Below are 16,429 nucleotides of genomic sequence, written 5' to 3'. Positions count from 1 at the left end.
TTAAAAAGCTTAAACTAAGCGCGCCAGCACACAAACAGCCCGCCGGAAATACAACCCAAAACCCTCAAGCCGCGCCGGGCCACCATGCCAGACAAATCAAATTGGAGGTGAGCAGCACCGGCAGTCGTAGCGGTACGCGAGCAGTCTCCCTGGACGGCTTCTCGGGTAGGCTCGAAAAGCTGACGCGCCTGCTTCGGACACAACGGCGCAGCCGATCGATAGGTACCACCAGGACGTAGCCGATGACCGATAGGTCGCCCTCACGGTCAGCATAAGCTCATTCTCGATGCTCACGGGGCGGAGATACGTGCTTCCTCCACTTCTCTACGATCTCGTAGCCATGGTGCCATCGCGCGATGGATCGCCACATCAGCCGGACGTCTGGCTGATCGGGTGATCAGAACGCAGGAAGGCAGGCACTGCCGACTCTCCGTGGACAGTCGTGACGTGGAACGTAAAGCCTCGCATGAGATTTGCGACCGCGACTGGTGATGCATGCTGACGGGCGGAGGTGAAATATAGGTATTCGAGAGCACTCGCCGCCCCGTCGGGCCCTGCCGCAACCAGTGCATTGGCCAGGGCCTCAGGCAGTTTTCGCTCGGTGGGTGCCGCCATCAGGCGAATTGCCACCGCGGTATCCGGTGGGCAGTGATCGCCCAGGTCATCGATAGAGGCGATGATGCGGGCGGCACTGCCACTATCACCGGCAGCAAGCAAGGCAATGCATTTCAGGACGCGCAGATGGTTGAGGAATTCGATGTTCGACGAGGCAACTTCGATGCCGCGATCCAACAAGACGATCGCTTCTTCCGATTGTCCCAGAGCGCTGTGAATCTGGGCAAGCAAGGGGAGAGGTGCTGGAGAGCTCGCCATCTGGTCAGAAGCTCGTTCCGCGATGTCCAACGCCAGCTCCAGATGGCCGCGATTGACGAAATACAGCAATTTGGCCACCGCAAGCATCTGTACCGGGTTGCCCTCCACAAGGGGCATGCCTTGCAGTGCGATCGCCTCCATCTCGTTTTCAATCCGGCGTCGCTCATCGAAATCGAACCGACTGAATGGATTTGCGAGGGCAAGGCGCGAAAACAGATGCATGCACCATTGCAGCGCGGTATCGATGGACGGGTCCGAGACGCGATCGGCGCTCAGTTGCTGGCCTTTGGCGAGCCACATCTGATAGGAGCCGGTTGTCAGACGGTCGGATGCGTTCCAAAGGCGCTCTTCCAGTGACAGCTCCTCGGGAACGCCCAGACCTGTGGTCCTGCTTGTCAGGAGAGAACGAAGATGGGCGATGACATCGTTTGAAAGCCTGGAAACAAATGAGTCTATTGCCGCGCGGGCGCCCGCATAGCCTTGGGCGGAAAATGCCTTCACGATCCGGCGCGATGGCATTTCCTGCAGCGTCGCCGTACAGGTCATCTGCTCCTGATAGCCGTGAATGCTCACCCGAAGAGAATACCGCGGCGAGAAATCGGCATGGTCCTGGCCCTGCTCGATCACCCGCACCACTCTGTGCGGGCCGAGACCTTCGGCAATCGCCTCGCACAACTGTGCCAGGAATGCGCCGACATTCAGTCGTGGCAGGGTGCCGCAATGCGGCAAGGCGGACAGGATTGCAAGATAAGCGTTCATCGGCCTGACCGCCGCCTGTCCTGGTTCTGCGATCCAGAGATAGCCCTCACCATATTGGGTGGCGATATAGGTCGGCGATCTTGCATTGTCGCCAAGCTTGGCCCTCAGCCGGCTGATCAGAAAGTCGATATTCCGTTCGGATGGGCCAGCGTCGGATGAGGCGATTTCGTCAAGCAGCCGGTTACGCGACAGGAGACGGCGCGGGTTCCTGCAAAAGGCGAGCAGCAACGCGCGCTCACTCTTTGTAAAGTGTACCGGCTTTCCATTGCAGCTGCCAGAAAGGCAGGTTTCGTCAAGAACAAGGTCTCCATACCGGAAACCACCCGCCTTAATCATCATGCAGCCCTGAAAAGAAGACACTATCCGATAATGTAAAAGACCAACGTATAGCGAGATGGATCCCGACTGCAAGTGTGGCGCGCTCTCCTGATTGTCTGGTTGTTATACGTTGGTAGCGGGGTGAGATGTTGTTCTGAAGGGCATCCGCCGGCACCGCAGGCCTGATGGAAAAGCTTGATCTCCGATGTTCGCGACGAGCTGAACAGCGTATAGGCCGACGGCTGGTGCGGTTGTGCAGACAGTTGAGCGCGATGCCTGCTCAAGCGAAAATTCAGGTCGGAGAAGATGATCTTCACGTCGCGCGCCTTGATTCATGTCGATGGTCTTGCCAAGCTGGACCGGCCTGGCTGGCCCTGTAGCTCTTCCTGGTTGCGACACGCCGCAAGCTTGGGCATACCGGTGGAACCTCTTTCGCCGGCTATCGGCTCCGCTCGGCGAGATACTGCGCGAGCCTGTCGATGTCTTCCGGCGCCCATCCCGGCGGATCGGTGACGGCCAGCCAGGCCGTGAGATAGTGTTCCGGCGCGAAGACGTGGCCATAGCCCATGGGCGTGCCGTTGGCGACCGCCATGTCGACGGCGAGCTGCAGCATGGTCACGATGGGAAACCATTGCAGGTGGGGGGATACATCCGGCCCGCGCGGCGCATTCATCCAGTCGGGCCGGCGATAGAGATCGCGGTAGTCGAAGAAGGTGATCGCATCGCTGGCATATTGCAGATAGACGATGCGCATGCGCCCCCAGGGCGTTTGGGTGGACACCGTCGGGCCGTTCTGGTTCATGAAACGGAAGGTCGCGCCGTTGCGGAATTCCGGTAGCCAGGCGGGTGAGCCCGCGTTGCGCGCCTGCGTGACCTGGCGCCAGATGCGGCTCGCAAAGGGTGGTCCGCTCCAGAGGGCTCCATCGATCGGATCGCCGAGGATTTCGAAAACGTCGGTGGAGCGTTCGGAATTCAGGGCGCCAAGGCTGAGACCATGCAGGTAGAGTTTCGGCCGATGCTCGCGCGGCAGGCTCGACCAATATGCATAGACCTCGGCGAACAGCGCCTGGGCCGCTTCCATGCCGTAATCGGGTTCGACCAGCAGCGACAGCGGGCTGGAGAGATAGGAATACTGGAGTGCCACGCTGGCGATATCGCCGTGGTGGAGATATTCGGCCGTGTCGATCGCCGCAGGATCGACCCAGCCCGTTCCTGTCGGCGTGATCACGACGAGAACCGAACGCTCGAAGCCGCCGACGCGCTTCAGTTCGTCGAGTGCGCGTTTCGCCCGCGCGCCGGCCGTGTCGCCGGCGCGCAGACTTGCATAGACCCGGATGGGTTCCAGCGCCGGCTTGCCTGTGACGGCGGCGATCTTCTCGACATCTGGGCCGGAGGACACGAAGCGTCGCCCGGTTCTTCCAAGCTCCTCCCAGGCGAGAAGCGAGGCGGCACTGCCTGTCTTCAGCGGCGATGTGGGGCGCTCCTGATCCGGCTCGAAAAGCGCGTCGAAGGTGGCGAAGGACGAATCCGCCAGATAAAGGGCGTAGCGAACCAGCAGGCCGTTTGCGATGGACCAGAAGAGCGCGATTCCGACCGCAAAGCCGATCACGCGCGAAACCCGCGGCGGCATGAGGCGGTCTGCGCCCTGCGAAACCAGGCGGATGACGAGGAGGAACAGGCGGCCGAGCAGCACGAGAGCCACGAATGTCAGTACGGCGATCAGGCTGATTTCGATGGGATGGGCGCTGCCGACGGGCTCCATCTCCATCAGCGCATGGATCGAGTTCTGCCATTCGGTCGTCCTGCCCAGGAATGTGACGGCCAGAATGAGGCAAAGACCGAGGATCACGATCTTGAGCCCCCGCTCCATGCCGCCGCGCGGCTCGGGCAGCTGCATGTAGCGCCAGAGCCAGCGCCAGCCGACGCCTATCGCATAGCCGATGGCGAAACACGCGCCGGAAAGGGCGCCCTGCAGGAGAAAGGTTCGCGGAATGAGCGTCGGCGTCAGGGAGGCCGCGAAGAAGATCGTTCCGAGCACGACGCCGCCGGCCGACAAGGACCGCAGGAACCGCAGGACGCCGCCGATCAGGATCTGCCGCTTCACGAATGTCAGCATGATGAAAAAAGGTTGCTGAGAATATCAGGCATGGTCGTGCAGGATGGGTGATGGGGCAAAGGCGGCCTCCTTCCGGTGGTTACTGGGAACGAGGCGGTCAGGATGGCTTGCTCGATACAGGGGTACGGTCTTCCTCCGGTGTCGCCGGGGGCGCCAGCGCCTTGAACGTGCCCTGTCCCAGCAGCATGAGCCAGGTGACGAGGACGAAGCTGGAGGTGAGCACCGGCATGCTGATCGGCGTCAGGAAGATCGCGATGGAGGCCCAGAGCCAGCTCGCTATGACGGCTCCGAAGACGGCATAGAAGAAGCTCTGCCAGGTGAGGGCGAGGAACACGCCGCCGAGCGCCATGGCCGTCAGGGCCGAATTGTAGCCGAAAAGGCCGTCGCGGACCGCGCCTTCCGGGCCGCCGTAAATGGCCGCAACAGCAGTACCGACGATGGCGCCGATAAGGCCCATGAGGGCGCCGGCACGCGAATTGACGGCGATGCCGACGAGGATGAGATAACCGGTGATCCAGTTGTCCTGGAAGAATATCTGGCCGATGGACGTGCCGATGCCTTCGTACCAGGTTGCGACGACATAGGGGACTGCGTCGGAGAACTGCTCCGGCGAGATCGGCTTGGCCATAGGGCCGGCATCGATAGCGTCGAATTTCAGGACGGCGAAGAGAAACAGCCAGCCGACGAGCACGAAGGGTGCCGTCAGCGCGGCCGTCTTGTAGGGCGCAAGCACATTGGCGATGCTGGCGAAAGCCATGCTGCTGAACGCTGCGCCGCAGACGAGATAGACGAGCATGGCCGGCGACGGCACGGCACCGGTGCGGAAATTCTCGCTGGTGAAGGCAATGAGCGCAAGGGCGACGAGGACGCCATTGAAGCCGAACAGGCCATCGCGGACGAGCGCCCTGTCTGCCTTCAGCAGCACGGCCGTTCCGGTGGCCGCCACCACGCCGACGACACAGATCGCCGCATAAATCCACGAATTGAACGCCAGCGCGCCCAGAATCACCAGGCCGGAGAGCGGATTGTTCTGGAACACGACCTGTCCGATGCCGCGCAGGCACCAGTCGACGAAGGAAAGGGAGGGATGGTCCTGGAAACGGTTCGTCTGCATGCGTCGCGCTCTCGCTCGAAGGGACGAAACCGGGCGCTTGCGGCGCCCGGCGTGTTTACAAAGGGATCAGAACAGGAAGTAACGTTGCGCCATCGGTAGAACGTCCGCCGGCTCGCAGGTGATCAGCTCGCCGTCGACGCGCACATTGTAGGTCTGGGGATCGACTTCCAGCTTGGGTGTGCGGCTGTTGTGGATCATGTCCTTCTTGCGCACCGTGCGCGTACCCTTGACCGCGGAGAGCTGCTTGGTGAGCTTCAGCTTCTCCCCGATGCCGTCATCGAGTGCCGCCTGAGAGACGAAGGTAACGCCGGTCGAACCCAGCGCGCGGCCGAGCACGCCGTACATCGGCCGGTAATGCACTGGCTGCGGCGTGGAGATGGAGGCATTCGGATCGCCCATCGGGGCCATAGCGATCATGCCGCCGATCATTACGAGCTGCGGCTTGACGCCGAAGAAGGCGGGTTTCCAGAGCACGAGGTCCGCGCGCTTGCCGACCTGGATGGAACCGATCTCATGGGCGAAGCCATGGGTCAAAGCCGGGTTGATCGTATATTTGGCGACATAGCGCTTGACGCGGAAGTTGTCGTTGCGGCTGCTGTCTTCCGGCAGCGGGCCGCGCTGCACCTTCATCTTGTGGGCGGTTTGCCAGCAACGCGTCGTCGTCTCGCCGATACGGCCCATGGCCTGCGAGTCCGACGACATCATCGAGAAGACGCCGAGATCGTGCAGGATGTCTTCCGCGGCGATCGTCTCGCGGCGGATGCGCGATTCGGCGAAGGCGACATCCTCCGGGATGCTCGGGCTTAGATGGTGGCAGACCATCAGCATGTCGAGATGTTCGTCGACCGTGTTGATGGTGTAGGGCCGCGTCGGGTTGGTCGAGGCAGGCAGGATGTTCTCTTCGCCCGCCGCCGTGATGATGTCGGGGGCATGGCCGCCGCCAGCACCTTCCGTGTGGAAGCTGTGGATCGTGCGGCCCTTCATGGCGGCGAAGGTGTCGCGCACGAAGCCGCTCTCGTTGAGCGTGTCGGAGTGCAGCGCGACCTGGATGTCCATCTCGTCGGCGACGGTCAGGCAGTTGTCGATGGCTGCGGGCGTGGTGCCCCAGTCCTCGTGCAGCTTCAGGCCGACGACACCCGCGCGAACCTGCTCGCGCAGGGGATCCGGCTGGCTGACATTGCCCTTGCCGAGCAGACCGACATTGATCGGCAATGCCTCGATGGCCTCGAGCATGCGATGAATGGCCCAAGGGCCGGCCGTCACGGTCGTCGCGAGCGTGCCGACGGTCGGACCCATGCCGCCGCCGACCAGTGTCGTCGTGCCGCTCGACAGGGCTTCCTCGGCCTGCTGCGGCGCGATGAAGTGGATATGGGTGTCGATGCCGCCGGCCGTGATGATCTTGCCTTCGCCGGCGATGATATCCGTGCCGCCGCCGATGACGATGTTGACGCCTGGCTGGATATCCGGGTTGCCGGCCTTGCCGATACCGGTGATCCGGCCGTTCTTGATGCCGATGTCGGCTTTGACGATGCCCCAGTGGTCGAGGATGATGACGTTGGTTATGACCACGTCGGCGACTTCGGACGCCGGGCGCTGGCTCTGGCCCATGCCGTCACGGATCACCTTGCCGCCGCCGAAGGTGACTTCCTCGCCATAGACGGTGCGGTCTTCCTCGATTTCGATGATGAGTTCGGTGTCCGCCAGCCGCAGGCGGTCACCCTTGGTGGGGCCGTAGAGGTCGGAATAGGCTTGTCTCGTGATCGTTGTCATCCGTGCCTCCTACAGCTTGCCCATGACTTTGGCGTTGAAGCCATAGACTTCGCGCTTGCCGTCAAGCGCAACGAGTTCCACGCTGCGTTCCTGGCCCGGTTCGAAACGGACGGCCGTTCCTGCGGGAATATTGAGGCGGAAGCCGCGCGTGGCTTCCCGATCGAACAGCAACGCGGTGTTCGTTTCGTAGAAATGATAGTGCGAACCGACCTGAATGGGGCGGTCGCCCGAGTTGGCAACATCGACCTTGATCGTCTGCCGTCCCTCGTTCAGCTCTATGGAGCCATCCTCGATAAAGTATTCACCGGGAATCATGGCGCTCTCCTTACGGGACAGGGTTGTGAACGGTGACGAGCTTCGTGCCGTCCGGGAACGTCGCCTCGACCTGGATGTCGTGGATCATTTCCGGAACGCCTTCCATCACGTCGTCGCGCGTCAGAAGCGTCGCGCCATAGGACATGAGATCCGCCACGGTTCGCCCCTCGCGCGCGCCCTCCAGAAGGGCGGCGGAAATGTAGGCGATCACCTCCGGATAGTTCAGCTTCAGGCCGCGCGCCTTGCGGCGCTCGGCAAGCAGCCCTGCGGTGAAAATCAGCAGTTTGTCTTTCTCACGCGGCAATAGTTCCATCGGTCGACCCTCGTTGTTTCAATTCACGTTGCCCAGATGCGCGGAGCCACGGCCGGCTTGTTGAGGCCCCCTTCGCGAAGAAGGCTCCATGCCCGCAGGAAGAGCGCCTTGCCCTCCGACATGCGTTCGCCGAGATAGCGGCATACGATGACCCGCTCGAGCTGGCTAACCGAGAAGACGCCCTGCGCGGCCTCGCCGAGGGTGTCGCGGATGCGCTCGACGGTGTTTTCGAGCGCCGGTCCGGCATAGACCATCGTTCCCACGATAGGGCGGCCTGCCAGAGCAAATGGTGTGTCGAGCGCGTCCGGCGCGCCCGAAAGCACCATCTGCTCGAACCAGATGGGTTCGCCGTCACGAAAGATCTCGATGCGCTGGCGGAGGCGTCCGGTCAGGAAGCGCTCCCCGACGGCCGGCCGGCCCAGGCTGACGAGATCCCAGCCGAGATAGGCGGCATCCGCGGCAAGGTTGACGCGCGTGGCGAGCGAGGCGTCCGCGCCGGCAAACAGGATCGTCTCCTGCGGTAGATTTTCGCAAACCCCGCCAGCCGCGATATCGATCGAGAGACGCTGCGTGCTCAAGCCGTTTTCGCTGCGGTAGAATTTCGTGGCGCCGGGTGTCGTGATGACGGCGCGGGCCTCCGGAGCAAGATGGCAGGCGATTTCCAGCCGGTCACCACCCGCAACGCCCCCCGGGGGATGCAGGAGATAGACATGGGCCGAACCGTCCTTTTCCGGATGAAAGGCGCGCTGAACCGCGAGCGGGCCGCAATGGCGCCGGCGCATCAGCCGGGTCTTACCGTGCGCGTTCGCAAACCACAGTTCAAGCTCCGCTTGCCAGCCATTTGCCATACGCGAAGGCCCCCAGATTACGCGGCTTGCCTCATCCGCCCGATTACGCCGTTCGAATAAATCACATTTATCCCATCTTGCCGAATGTTGTCTCGACAAAAATGCGTATTCAAGGTTGAATTGTGCGCGGTACGATGCGGCGTCGTTCCCCAAGTTTTCGAGGCAATGAAAATGGCATCAACGAATGGTCCCTTGCGCGTGGGCATCGGCGGCCCGGTCGGATCGGGCAAGACCACACTGACCGAAAAACTGTGCAAGTCCCTGCGCGACCGGTTCTCGATCGCGGTGATCACCAACGACATCTATACCAAGGAAGACGCGATGATCCTCGCGCGCCAGCAGGCGTTGCCCGAGGACCGCATCATGGGGGTGGAGACCGGCGGGTGCCCCCATACGGCGATCCGCGAGGACGCCTCGATCAACCTCCAGGCCATCGCCGAGATGAACCGGAAATTTCCGGACCTTGATATCGTCTTCATCGAATCGGGCGGCGACAACCTGGCAGCGACCTTCTCGCCCGATCTCGCAGACCTTACGCTCTACGTCATTTCCGTCTGCCAGGGCGAGGAAATTCCCCGCAAGGGCGGGCCGGGCATCACGCGTTCCGATTTCCTCGTCATCAACAAATCCGACCTTGCACCGCATGTGAACGTCAATCTCGACGTCATGCAGGCCGACGCCACGCGCATGCGGGCCGGGCGGCCCTTCGGCTTCACGGACCTGCCGCGTGGCAAGGGGCTTGATGCGGTTATCGCCTATATCGTGGAAAACGGCGGGCTGGAGGCCTCCGAAGGTTCCCGCGCGTAGAAAAGGAGGCCGGGAGCAGAGCGCCCGGCCCGTCGCGCTCACTCCCGCGTTTCCGGGGCACCGTCGTTGCGGCCCCTGCGCTCCTGCTCCGACAAGTGCGAGGAGCTGGCCGCCAGCTTCATGGCCCCGCCGAGCAGAAGCGCGGAGACGGGCAGAACGAGCGCGTTCCATTCCAGCGGGGTCTGCATTTCCCCCACCTGCGCGGCGAAGTGCACCACCAGATAGAGAATGATCATCTGGAAAAACAGGTTCTTCAGTTCCGCCACCGTATCGATGATCATCCATTGCGGCAGCTTGGAGCGTTGTTCCGCCGGAATGTCGAGAGCGAAGCCGAGCGCGATGCCGCACCCGACCACCATCAGCACGATCCCTAGCAGGATCTTGTCGGTACCGCGCAGGACCGCCACGATGACCGACATGTCCGGGTCGAGCCGCGCCAGGCGGAAACCTTCCAGCAGCATCAGGGTCGCCTCCCAGAACATCAGGAAGGCACCGAACAGCACGGCGGCCGCGGCGAGGATGAGGACGTAGCGGAGGCCGCTGAACAGGGATACCATGATGCTGTCCCTCCGGGATCAGTTCGAGGCGGTGGGCGTTGACGTTCCGCTCTCGTCCGGGCTGCCTGACGCGCCGAAGAGGCGGCGCTTGGCCGCTTCGCGGAATGACTGCACGAGAATGTAGAGCAGCGGGATGATCAGCAATCCGAACACGGTGCCGATAAGCAGGCCGCCCAGAACGGTCGCGCCGATCGCCTGACGGCTGCCGGCACCCGCGCCGGTGGCCAGGACGAGCGGCACGACGCCGAGTATGGATGCCATTGCGGTCATCAGCACCGGCCGGAAGCGTTGCGAGGTTCCCTCGGTCGCCGCCTCCAGGATGCTCATGCCCTCCTCCCGTCGCTCCTTCGCGAACTCCACGATCAGGATGGCGTTCTTCGCCGCCAGTCCTATGAGGAGGAGAAGGCCGATCTGGGCATAGATGTTGAGATCGATGCTGCCGACGACGAGAGCCGCCAAGGCCCCCAGCACGGCCACGGTGACGGACATCATCACCGCGACGGGCACGCTCCAGCTCTCGTATTGCGCGACGAGGAAGAGGTAGGTGAAGACGATGCCGGCGATCAGGATCATCACCGTCTCGCCGCCGGATTGCTTTTCCTGCAGTGCGAGGCCGGTCCATTCGTATCCGAAGCCGGCCGGCAGCGCCTCTTCCGCCAGCGTCTGCATGGCGTTCAGTGCCTCGCCCGTGCTGGTGCCCGGACCGGCCTGCCCGTCGATCGAGGCGGAGGGGAAGAGATTGTAGCGATTGATTGCGTTCGGACCGTAGACCGTGGAAATCGACAGCAAACCCTCCAGCGGAACGAGGTCGCCCGTCGCGCTGCGTACCCGCAGTCGCTGGATGTCCTCGATCTGGTTGCGGAATGCGGGCTCGTCCTGGATGCGGATCTGGAAGACGCGCGAGAGGATATTGAAATCGTCCACATAGGCCGATCCGAGATGGGCTTGAAGCGTGCTGAAGATCGTGGCGGGGGAGACGTTGAAGAGCTCCGCGCGCTCGCGGTCTATGTCGAGATAGAGCTGCGGCACATCGGCCGAGAAGGTGCTGAACACGGCGGCGAGGCCGGGCGTCTGGTTCGCGCGGATGATGAGGCTGCGCATGACCTGGGCAAGCTCGCCCTGGCTCTGCCCGGCGCGTGCCTGAAGGCGGAAGTCGAAGCCGCCGGTCGCACCGAGGCCGGGAATGGCCGGTGGATTGAAGGGGATGACGGAGGCCGTGGTGATCGTCGCAAGCTCGGCGCGCAGGCGCGTCATCAGTGCGAAGACACTCTGGTCGGCCCCGCGTTCGCTCCACGGTTTCAGCGCGACGATGACCATGCCCGAATTCGAGCTGGCGCCACCGATCACGCTCATGCCCGCGATACCGATCGTGTCGGCGACGCCAGGTGTGCGCTGGAGAAGGCCGCTGACTTCGGCGATCGTCTGTTCCGTACGCTCCAGCGAGGCCGCGTTCGGCAATTGCACATTCATGAAGAGATAGCCCTGATCCTCGGCGGGCACGAAACCTGTCGGCAGGACGCGGAAGAGGCCGTAGATGCCGCCGACGACCGCCAAAAGGATGAACGAGGCCAGCACGAGCCGCCGGGCGAAGGCAAGCAGCAGCTTCAGATAGAAGCGCCGGGACGCATCGAGGCCGCTGTTGAGTTTCTCGAACAGGCTGTGACGCCGTTTCGGGGAGGGCCGCAGCATCAGCACGCACAAGGCCGGGCTAAGCGTCAGCGCGTTGATCGTCGAGAAGACGATGGTGATGAGGATCGTGACGGCAAACTGGCGGTAGAGTTCACCGGTGATGCCGGCAAGGAAGGCCACGGGCACGAAGAGCGCCGCGAGCACGAGCGTCGTGGCGACGATCGGACCGGTGACCTGCTGCATGGTTCGGTGCGTTGCCTCGCGCACGTTTGCCCCGGTCTCGTCCATAATGCGCTGGACGTTCTCGACGACGATGATGGCGTCGTCGACCACGAGGGAGATGGCCAGGATGACGGCGAAGAGCGTGATCGTGTTGGCTGAGTAGCCCAGCACGAAGAGCACGGCGAAACCACCGATGAGCGATACGGGGATCGTCAGCGTCGGGATGACGGTGGCGCGCCAGTCCTGCAGGAAGGCGAAGACCACGATGACCACGAGGGCGAAGGTGATCACCAGCGTTATGAAGATCTCGCGGATGGTTTCCTTGACGAAGCTGGTCGTATCGAAGACCACCGTATAGGCGATGTCGTCCGGGAATTGTCGTGACAGCGTCGCAAGCTCGCTGACAACGGCCTCGGAAACCGCAAGCGCGTTGGCGTCGGAGGACTGATAGATGACGAGCGTGGCGCTCGGCAGGCCGTTCAGCGTCGACGTGGTGTCGTAGGATTGGGCGCCGAGTTCGACGCGCGCGACGTCGCGCAGGCGCACGATCGCACCGTCGCGGTTCGTGCGCACGATGATGTTGCCGAATTCCTTCTCGTCGGCCAGTCGCCCCTGGGCCAGCACGGTCAGCTGCAGCTGCTGGCCCGCCTCGGAGGGCGGCGCGCCGATCTGGCCGGCGGAGGCCTGTGCGTTTTGCGCCCGGATGATGGCGGTGAGGTCCGCCGCCGTGACGCCCAGCGCCTGCATGCGGTCCGGGTTCATCCAGATCCGCATGGCATAACTCGGACCGAACACGCTCGCTTCACCCACGCCCGGTAGGCGGGAGATGGCGTCGCGGATGTTGACCGTCGCGTAATTGCTGAGGAAGACGTTGTCGTGCGTGCCCTTCGGCGAATAGATCGCAAGCCCCATCAGCATGCTGGACGAGCGGCTGCGGACCGAAACGCCAGTCTGGGTGACGGCGGCGGGCAGGCGGGGCGTCGCCATGGAGACACGGTTCTGTACGTTGACCTGCGCGATGGCAGGGTCCGTGCCCGGAGCGAAGGTCACCGTCAGGCTGTAGGTGCCGTTGTTGGTGCTGGAGGAGGACATGTAGAGCATGTCCTCGACGCCGTTCACCTGGTCCTCGATGGGCGCGCCGACACTGTCGGTCATGACGCCGGCATTGGCACCCGGATAGCTTGCCGAAACCTGCACTTCCGGCGGGGTGATCTGCGGGAACTGGGCGACGGGTATCTGCAGAAGCGCGACGGCGCCGGCGATCAGCATGATCACCGCGATGACCATGGCAAGACGCGGCCGGCCGATGAAAGGAGCGGAAATGTTCATTGCGTGCTACCCGGCTGCGATTCGCTCGAGGCAGCCGTTCCGGCACTGTCGCCGTCCGATGCCGGTAAGGCCGTGACGGCTGAACCCTCCGCGACGTTGGCCAGTCCTTCGACGATCAGCGTTTCCCCGCCGTCGAGGCCGCTGTCGACGGTCCAGTTGCCGTTCGCCTGTTGCGAGACCGTGATGCGGCGCAGGGCAGCCTTGCCGTCGTCGCCGACGAGAAGCACGTATCGACCCTCGCGATCCTGTTGCACGGCGCCGATCGGAACCACGGGGCGCATCCTGCGCTCGCTCTCGGCGATCACGACCGTTACGAACTGGCCCGGCACGAGGAGGAGGTTCGGATTGGCGAATTGCGCCCGCACGGCCAGCGTGCCCGTCCGCTCGTCGATCTCGTTGCCGAAGAATTCGATCCTGCCCGCCTGGCCGAACTGCTGTCCGTTCGAGAGGCGCAGCGACGGCTCGAAGCGCTGCGCGAGTTCATCCTTGCTGATTTCTCCGGCCGCCGCCCGCAGGTCCAGCACGGCGCGGTCGCTCACGGAGAAGACCACCCGGATGGGATCCATCTGAACGATTCTGGCCAGAGCCGGCGAAGAGGCGTTGACGAAGCTGCCGGCCGACAGGGATGCCGCGCCGATACGGCCTTTCAGCGGCGACGTTATCTTGCTGTAGCTGAGATTGAGTTCGGCCTGGTTGACCCTCGCCTCGGCGGAGAGCAGGGCGGCCTGCGCCATGTCGCGCGCCGCCTGGCTTTCTTCCTGCACGGCCCGCGATACCGTCTGGCTCAGGGCCCGGTTGCGCTCGAAACGGCGGGTGGCGTCCTCGAGCGTGGCCTTGGTGCTCGCCAGATTGGCCTTGGCTTCCGCCAGTGCGATTTCCAGTCCGCGCGCGTCGATCAGGAAGAGCGGCTGGCCGGCTTCGACGATGCCCCCTTCCTCGAACAGCCGCTTGTCGATGAAGCCCTCGATGCGGGAGCGCACATCGACCGCATCGGTGGCCTCCACGCGACCGACGAATTCATGCCTTGGCGACACGTCGTCCACGCGCACCTTCATGGTTCCCACCGTGGCCGCCGTTTGTGCCGCCAGACCGGTCGGCATGAGGCTCGACGCGGCAAGCAGCAGGACACCGCAGATGTGTGGCATGGCGGAAAAAGGCTTCATGTGGACACTCCGGAAGGAAACGGAGCCCCGCGCGGGCGTTTTCGAGACGCAGCGCGCGAGGCGAGAAACGGGCGTTCGACGGCTGTCGTGCATGCCGACAGAAGAAGCCTGTCCGCCAATCCTCAGCGGGGGCAGGTGTCGATGTAACGCCTGCCGTAACGGTCGCGATAGTAGCACTGGCCGGGTCGTCCGGCGACATTGCCGATGACGGCGCCCGTCACGCCGCCAATCGCGGCGCCGACAGCTGCACCACGGACGTTGCCCGTGATGGCGCCACCGATCACTGCGCCGGAAACGGCGCCGATGCCGGCGCCACGTTCGGTGGGCGAGCATCCCGCCACGGCCAGTGCTGCGAGAAGGAGAAGAAGGGACGTTCGTTTCATGGAATTGCCCTATATCTGTGTTGCGGGTGATCACAACGTAACATTGCATGCCGTCCAGTCCATCCCCGATGTGTGTCTTCCTTAAGAAAGTTTCAGCGATTGTCGCGCGAGACCGAGGGGCTGGAGCGGAATGCGGTATAAGCTCTATCGCGCAGACCCATCTGCCGATGAAAGCCAGGGGCCGGATATGGACGACGGAGCAGGGAAGACAAACATGCCGGCGATTTCAGAGGCCGGCCTCGACGATTTTCTCCCGCTGTCGCCGGCGGAAGCCGAAATCGTCGCCAGCCTGCACAGTGATGGCCTCGAGCGCGTCGGTGATGGTCTTCGGCCTGAGGAGGCCGGCCCCGAGCGTTGCGTGCGCGCCGAATTCCTGCGCTTTCTTATCCTGAAGGACAGCGGATCCTCCCATCAGCGCAGGGGCCTGAGGCTCACAGGCGCGTGGATAACCGGCGTCCTCGATCTCGAAGGGTGCCGCATCCCTCGCGACATCGGCCTGAAGGACTGCCATTTCGAATCGGTCCCCGTGCTGCGCTCGGCGATCATCGACAGCCTGTTCCTCGATGGCTCCCGGCTGCCGGGGTTGCGGGCGGAACGGCTGGAGGCGCGCGGTTCCGTGTCGATGAAGAGCACGATCTTCACCGGTGCCGTCAGGCTGGCCGGTGCACGCCTCATCGGCGCGCTGGAGGCGGATGGGGTCTGCCTGGACCTGCCGGGCGAGACGGCGCTGGACGCCGGCGGTATCGAGGCGCGCGGCAGCGTGCTGATGCGTGGAGCCGAGGTGAAGGGCGGTATCAACCTTTCCTCGGCCAAGCTCGGCGGCGGTGTCAACGCGGCCGGCGTGCACATCGAGCGATCGGGCCAGGTCGCCCTGAACGGCGATGCCCTCGTCGCGGAAGGGCATTTCATCCTGAGCGGTGCGCGCGTTTCCGGCGAGATCCGGCTGGTGGCCGTTCGTCTCGGCGGGGATGTCGATTGCACCTCCGCAACGCTTTCGCAGCCCGGGGACTTTGCATTGCGGCTCAACCACGCCGCAATCGCGGGCGCCTTCGTGCTGCGGCAGGCGGCGGCGGTCGATGGTGTATTGGACCTGACGGCCGCCACCGTCGGGGCTATCGACGACGACCGGCAGAGCTGGCCGAAGAAGGACGATCTCCTGCTGAACCGCTGCCAGTACGGCGCATTCATCGGCGGCCCCGTCGATGCGAGAAGCCGTCTCGAATGGCTGGCCCGGCAGACCCCCGAGCGCTGGGGCACGGACTTCTGGCCGCAGCCCTACGAGCACCTGTCGGTGGTCTTCTCCGATATGGGGCACGACGAGGATACGCGCGAGGTCCTGGTCGCCAAGGAGCGGCTGCTGCGCCGGGCACGCCGGGGGCGTACGCGCAACTGGCTGCTGCGCTTTGCCCTTGCGCTCCGCGACGGTGTCCTGAACATCACGGTGCGCTACGGCCGGCAGCCGCTCTACGCCCTCATCTGGATCATCCTGTTCTGGGTCATTGGCATCGGGGTCTTCTTCTTCGCCTACGAGAATGGCGCGATGAAACCCAACAGCCCGGTCATGCTGCGCTCGCTGGAATGGACGATGTGCAATCTTCCCGAAACCGAACAGCGTTACATGCCCTCCAGCAGCCAGACTCTGCCCGGTCGCGCCAGGGCCGGGCAGACGCAACTCGCCTGCTTCCTCGACCAGCCGGAAGCGTCAAGCTACCCGGAATTCAATGCGGGCATGTATTCGCTCGATGTCCTGCTGCCGGTCCTGTCGATCGGGCAAAAGGATTTCTGGCGCCCGGATTCGATGAAACCGGGTGGGACCTTCGCGCTGCGCTATTATTTCTTCCAATCGATCATCGGCTGGGCGCTCGGCCTTCTGGCGGTCGCCGGTTTCTCGGGGTTGGTGAAATCCAGATAGC

13 protein-coding genes are annotated in these 16,429 nt (G+C 63.6%); 2 read left to right on the top strand and 11 right to left on the bottom strand.

Translation table 11 applies throughout. From position 1 onward, the window contains the following. Positions 1-369 precede the first annotated feature (369 nt). The 7 genes from MUU55_RS15040 to MUU55_RS15010 all read right to left on the bottom strand — a co-directional run bounded on the left by MUU55_RS15040 (position 370) and on the right by MUU55_RS15010 (position 8,426). Positions 370-2,043: a winged helix-turn-helix domain-containing protein gene (locus tag MUU55_RS15040; RefSeq protein ID WP_244761538.1), complete on the bottom strand. Its 1,674-nt coding sequence runs from the start codon at positions 2,041-2,043 to the stop codon at positions 370-372. A gap of 346 nt (positions 2,044-2,389) precedes the next feature. Further along, on the bottom strand, positions 2,390-4,066 hold the full coding sequence (locus MUU55_RS15035) for an alpha/beta hydrolase (RefSeq protein ID WP_244761537.1): 1,677 nt from the start codon (positions 4,064-4,066) through the stop codon (positions 2,390-2,392). Positions 4,067-4,163: 97 nt separating this feature from the next. Continuing rightward, on the bottom strand, positions 4,164-5,180 hold the full coding sequence (locus MUU55_RS15030) for an urea transporter (RefSeq protein WP_244761536.1): 1,017 nt from the start codon (positions 5,178-5,180) through the stop codon (positions 4,164-4,166). A 66-nt stretch (positions 5,181-5,246) separates the two neighbouring features. Then, positions 5,247-6,950 carry an urease subunit alpha gene (gene ureC / locus MUU55_RS15025; RefSeq protein WP_244761535.1) on the bottom strand — a complete coding sequence of 568 codons (1,704 nt, stop codon included), beginning with the start codon at positions 6,948-6,950 and terminating at the stop codon, positions 5,247-5,249. A gap of 9 nt (positions 6,951-6,959) precedes the next feature. Beyond that, a complete protein-coding gene (locus MUU55_RS15020; protein ID WP_244761534.1) occupies positions 6,960-7,265 on the bottom strand; it encodes an urease subunit beta in 306 nt (101 codons plus the stop codon). A 10-nt stretch (positions 7,266-7,275) separates the two neighbouring features. Further along, positions 7,276-7,578 carry an urease subunit gamma gene (gene ureA / locus MUU55_RS15015; protein WP_244761533.1) on the bottom strand — a complete coding sequence of 101 codons (303 nt, stop codon included), beginning with the start codon at positions 7,576-7,578 and terminating at the stop codon, positions 7,276-7,278. 23 nt (positions 7,579-7,601) lie between these two features. After that, positions 7,602-8,426, bottom strand: a complete 825-nt coding sequence (locus tag MUU55_RS15010) for an urease accessory protein UreD (RefSeq protein WP_244761532.1) — start codon at positions 8,424-8,426, stop codon at positions 7,602-7,604. Positions 8,427-8,597: 171 nt separating this feature from the next. On the opposite strand from MUU55_RS15010, the gene ureG reads away from it, so the two are divergent. Then, on the top strand, positions 8,598-9,233 hold the full coding sequence (gene ureG, locus MUU55_RS15005; protein WP_244761531.1) for an urease accessory protein UreG: 636 nt from the start codon (positions 8,598-8,600) through the stop codon (positions 9,231-9,233). Between the two features lie 38 nt (positions 9,234-9,271). On the opposite strand, the gene MUU55_RS15000 is transcribed toward ureG, so the two are convergent. From MUU55_RS15000 to MUU55_RS14985, 4 genes are all read right to left on the bottom strand, one after another. Further along, the gene (locus tag MUU55_RS15000) at positions 9,272-9,790 is read right to left on the bottom strand and encodes a YqhA family protein (protein WP_244761530.1); all 519 of its coding nucleotides are present in this window, start codon (positions 9,788-9,790) and stop codon (positions 9,272-9,274) included. A gap of 18 nt (positions 9,791-9,808) precedes the next feature. Then, positions 9,809-12,970 (bottom strand): efflux RND transporter permease subunit, encoded by a 3,162-nt coding sequence (locus MUU55_RS14995; protein WP_244761529.1) that lies wholly within the window; start codon positions 12,968-12,970, stop codon positions 9,809-9,811. Further along, positions 12,967-14,133, bottom strand: coding sequence for an efflux RND transporter periplasmic adaptor subunit (locus tag MUU55_RS14990; protein WP_244761528.1), 1,167 nt, complete (start codon positions 14,131-14,133; stop codon positions 12,967-12,969). Before MUU55_RS14990 ends, MUU55_RS14995 begins: the two co-directional genes overlap by 4 nt. Positions 14,134-14,255: 122 nt before the next feature. Further along, the gene (locus tag MUU55_RS14985; protein ID WP_244761527.1) at positions 14,256-14,516 is read right to left on the bottom strand and encodes a YMGG-like glycine zipper-containing protein; all 261 of its coding nucleotides are present in this window, start codon (positions 14,514-14,516) and stop codon (positions 14,256-14,258) included. Between the two features lie 214 nt (positions 14,517-14,730). Between MUU55_RS14985 and MUU55_RS14980 the strand changes: the two genes are divergently transcribed. Beyond that, entirely contained in the window at positions 14,731-16,428 is a 1,698-nt protein-coding gene (locus tag MUU55_RS14980; RefSeq protein ID WP_244761526.1) for a hypothetical protein, read from the top strand. Position 16,429: the final 1 nt, after the last annotated feature.

This window comes from Shinella curvata (assembly GCF_022899935.1).
GTDB classification, from domain to species: Bacteria; Pseudomonadota; Alphaproteobacteria; order Rhizobiales; family Rhizobiaceae; genus Shinella; species Shinella curvata.
The sequence above is the reverse complement of the archived record's forward strand: the minus strand, read 5'-3'. Positions and strand labels throughout refer to the sequence as shown.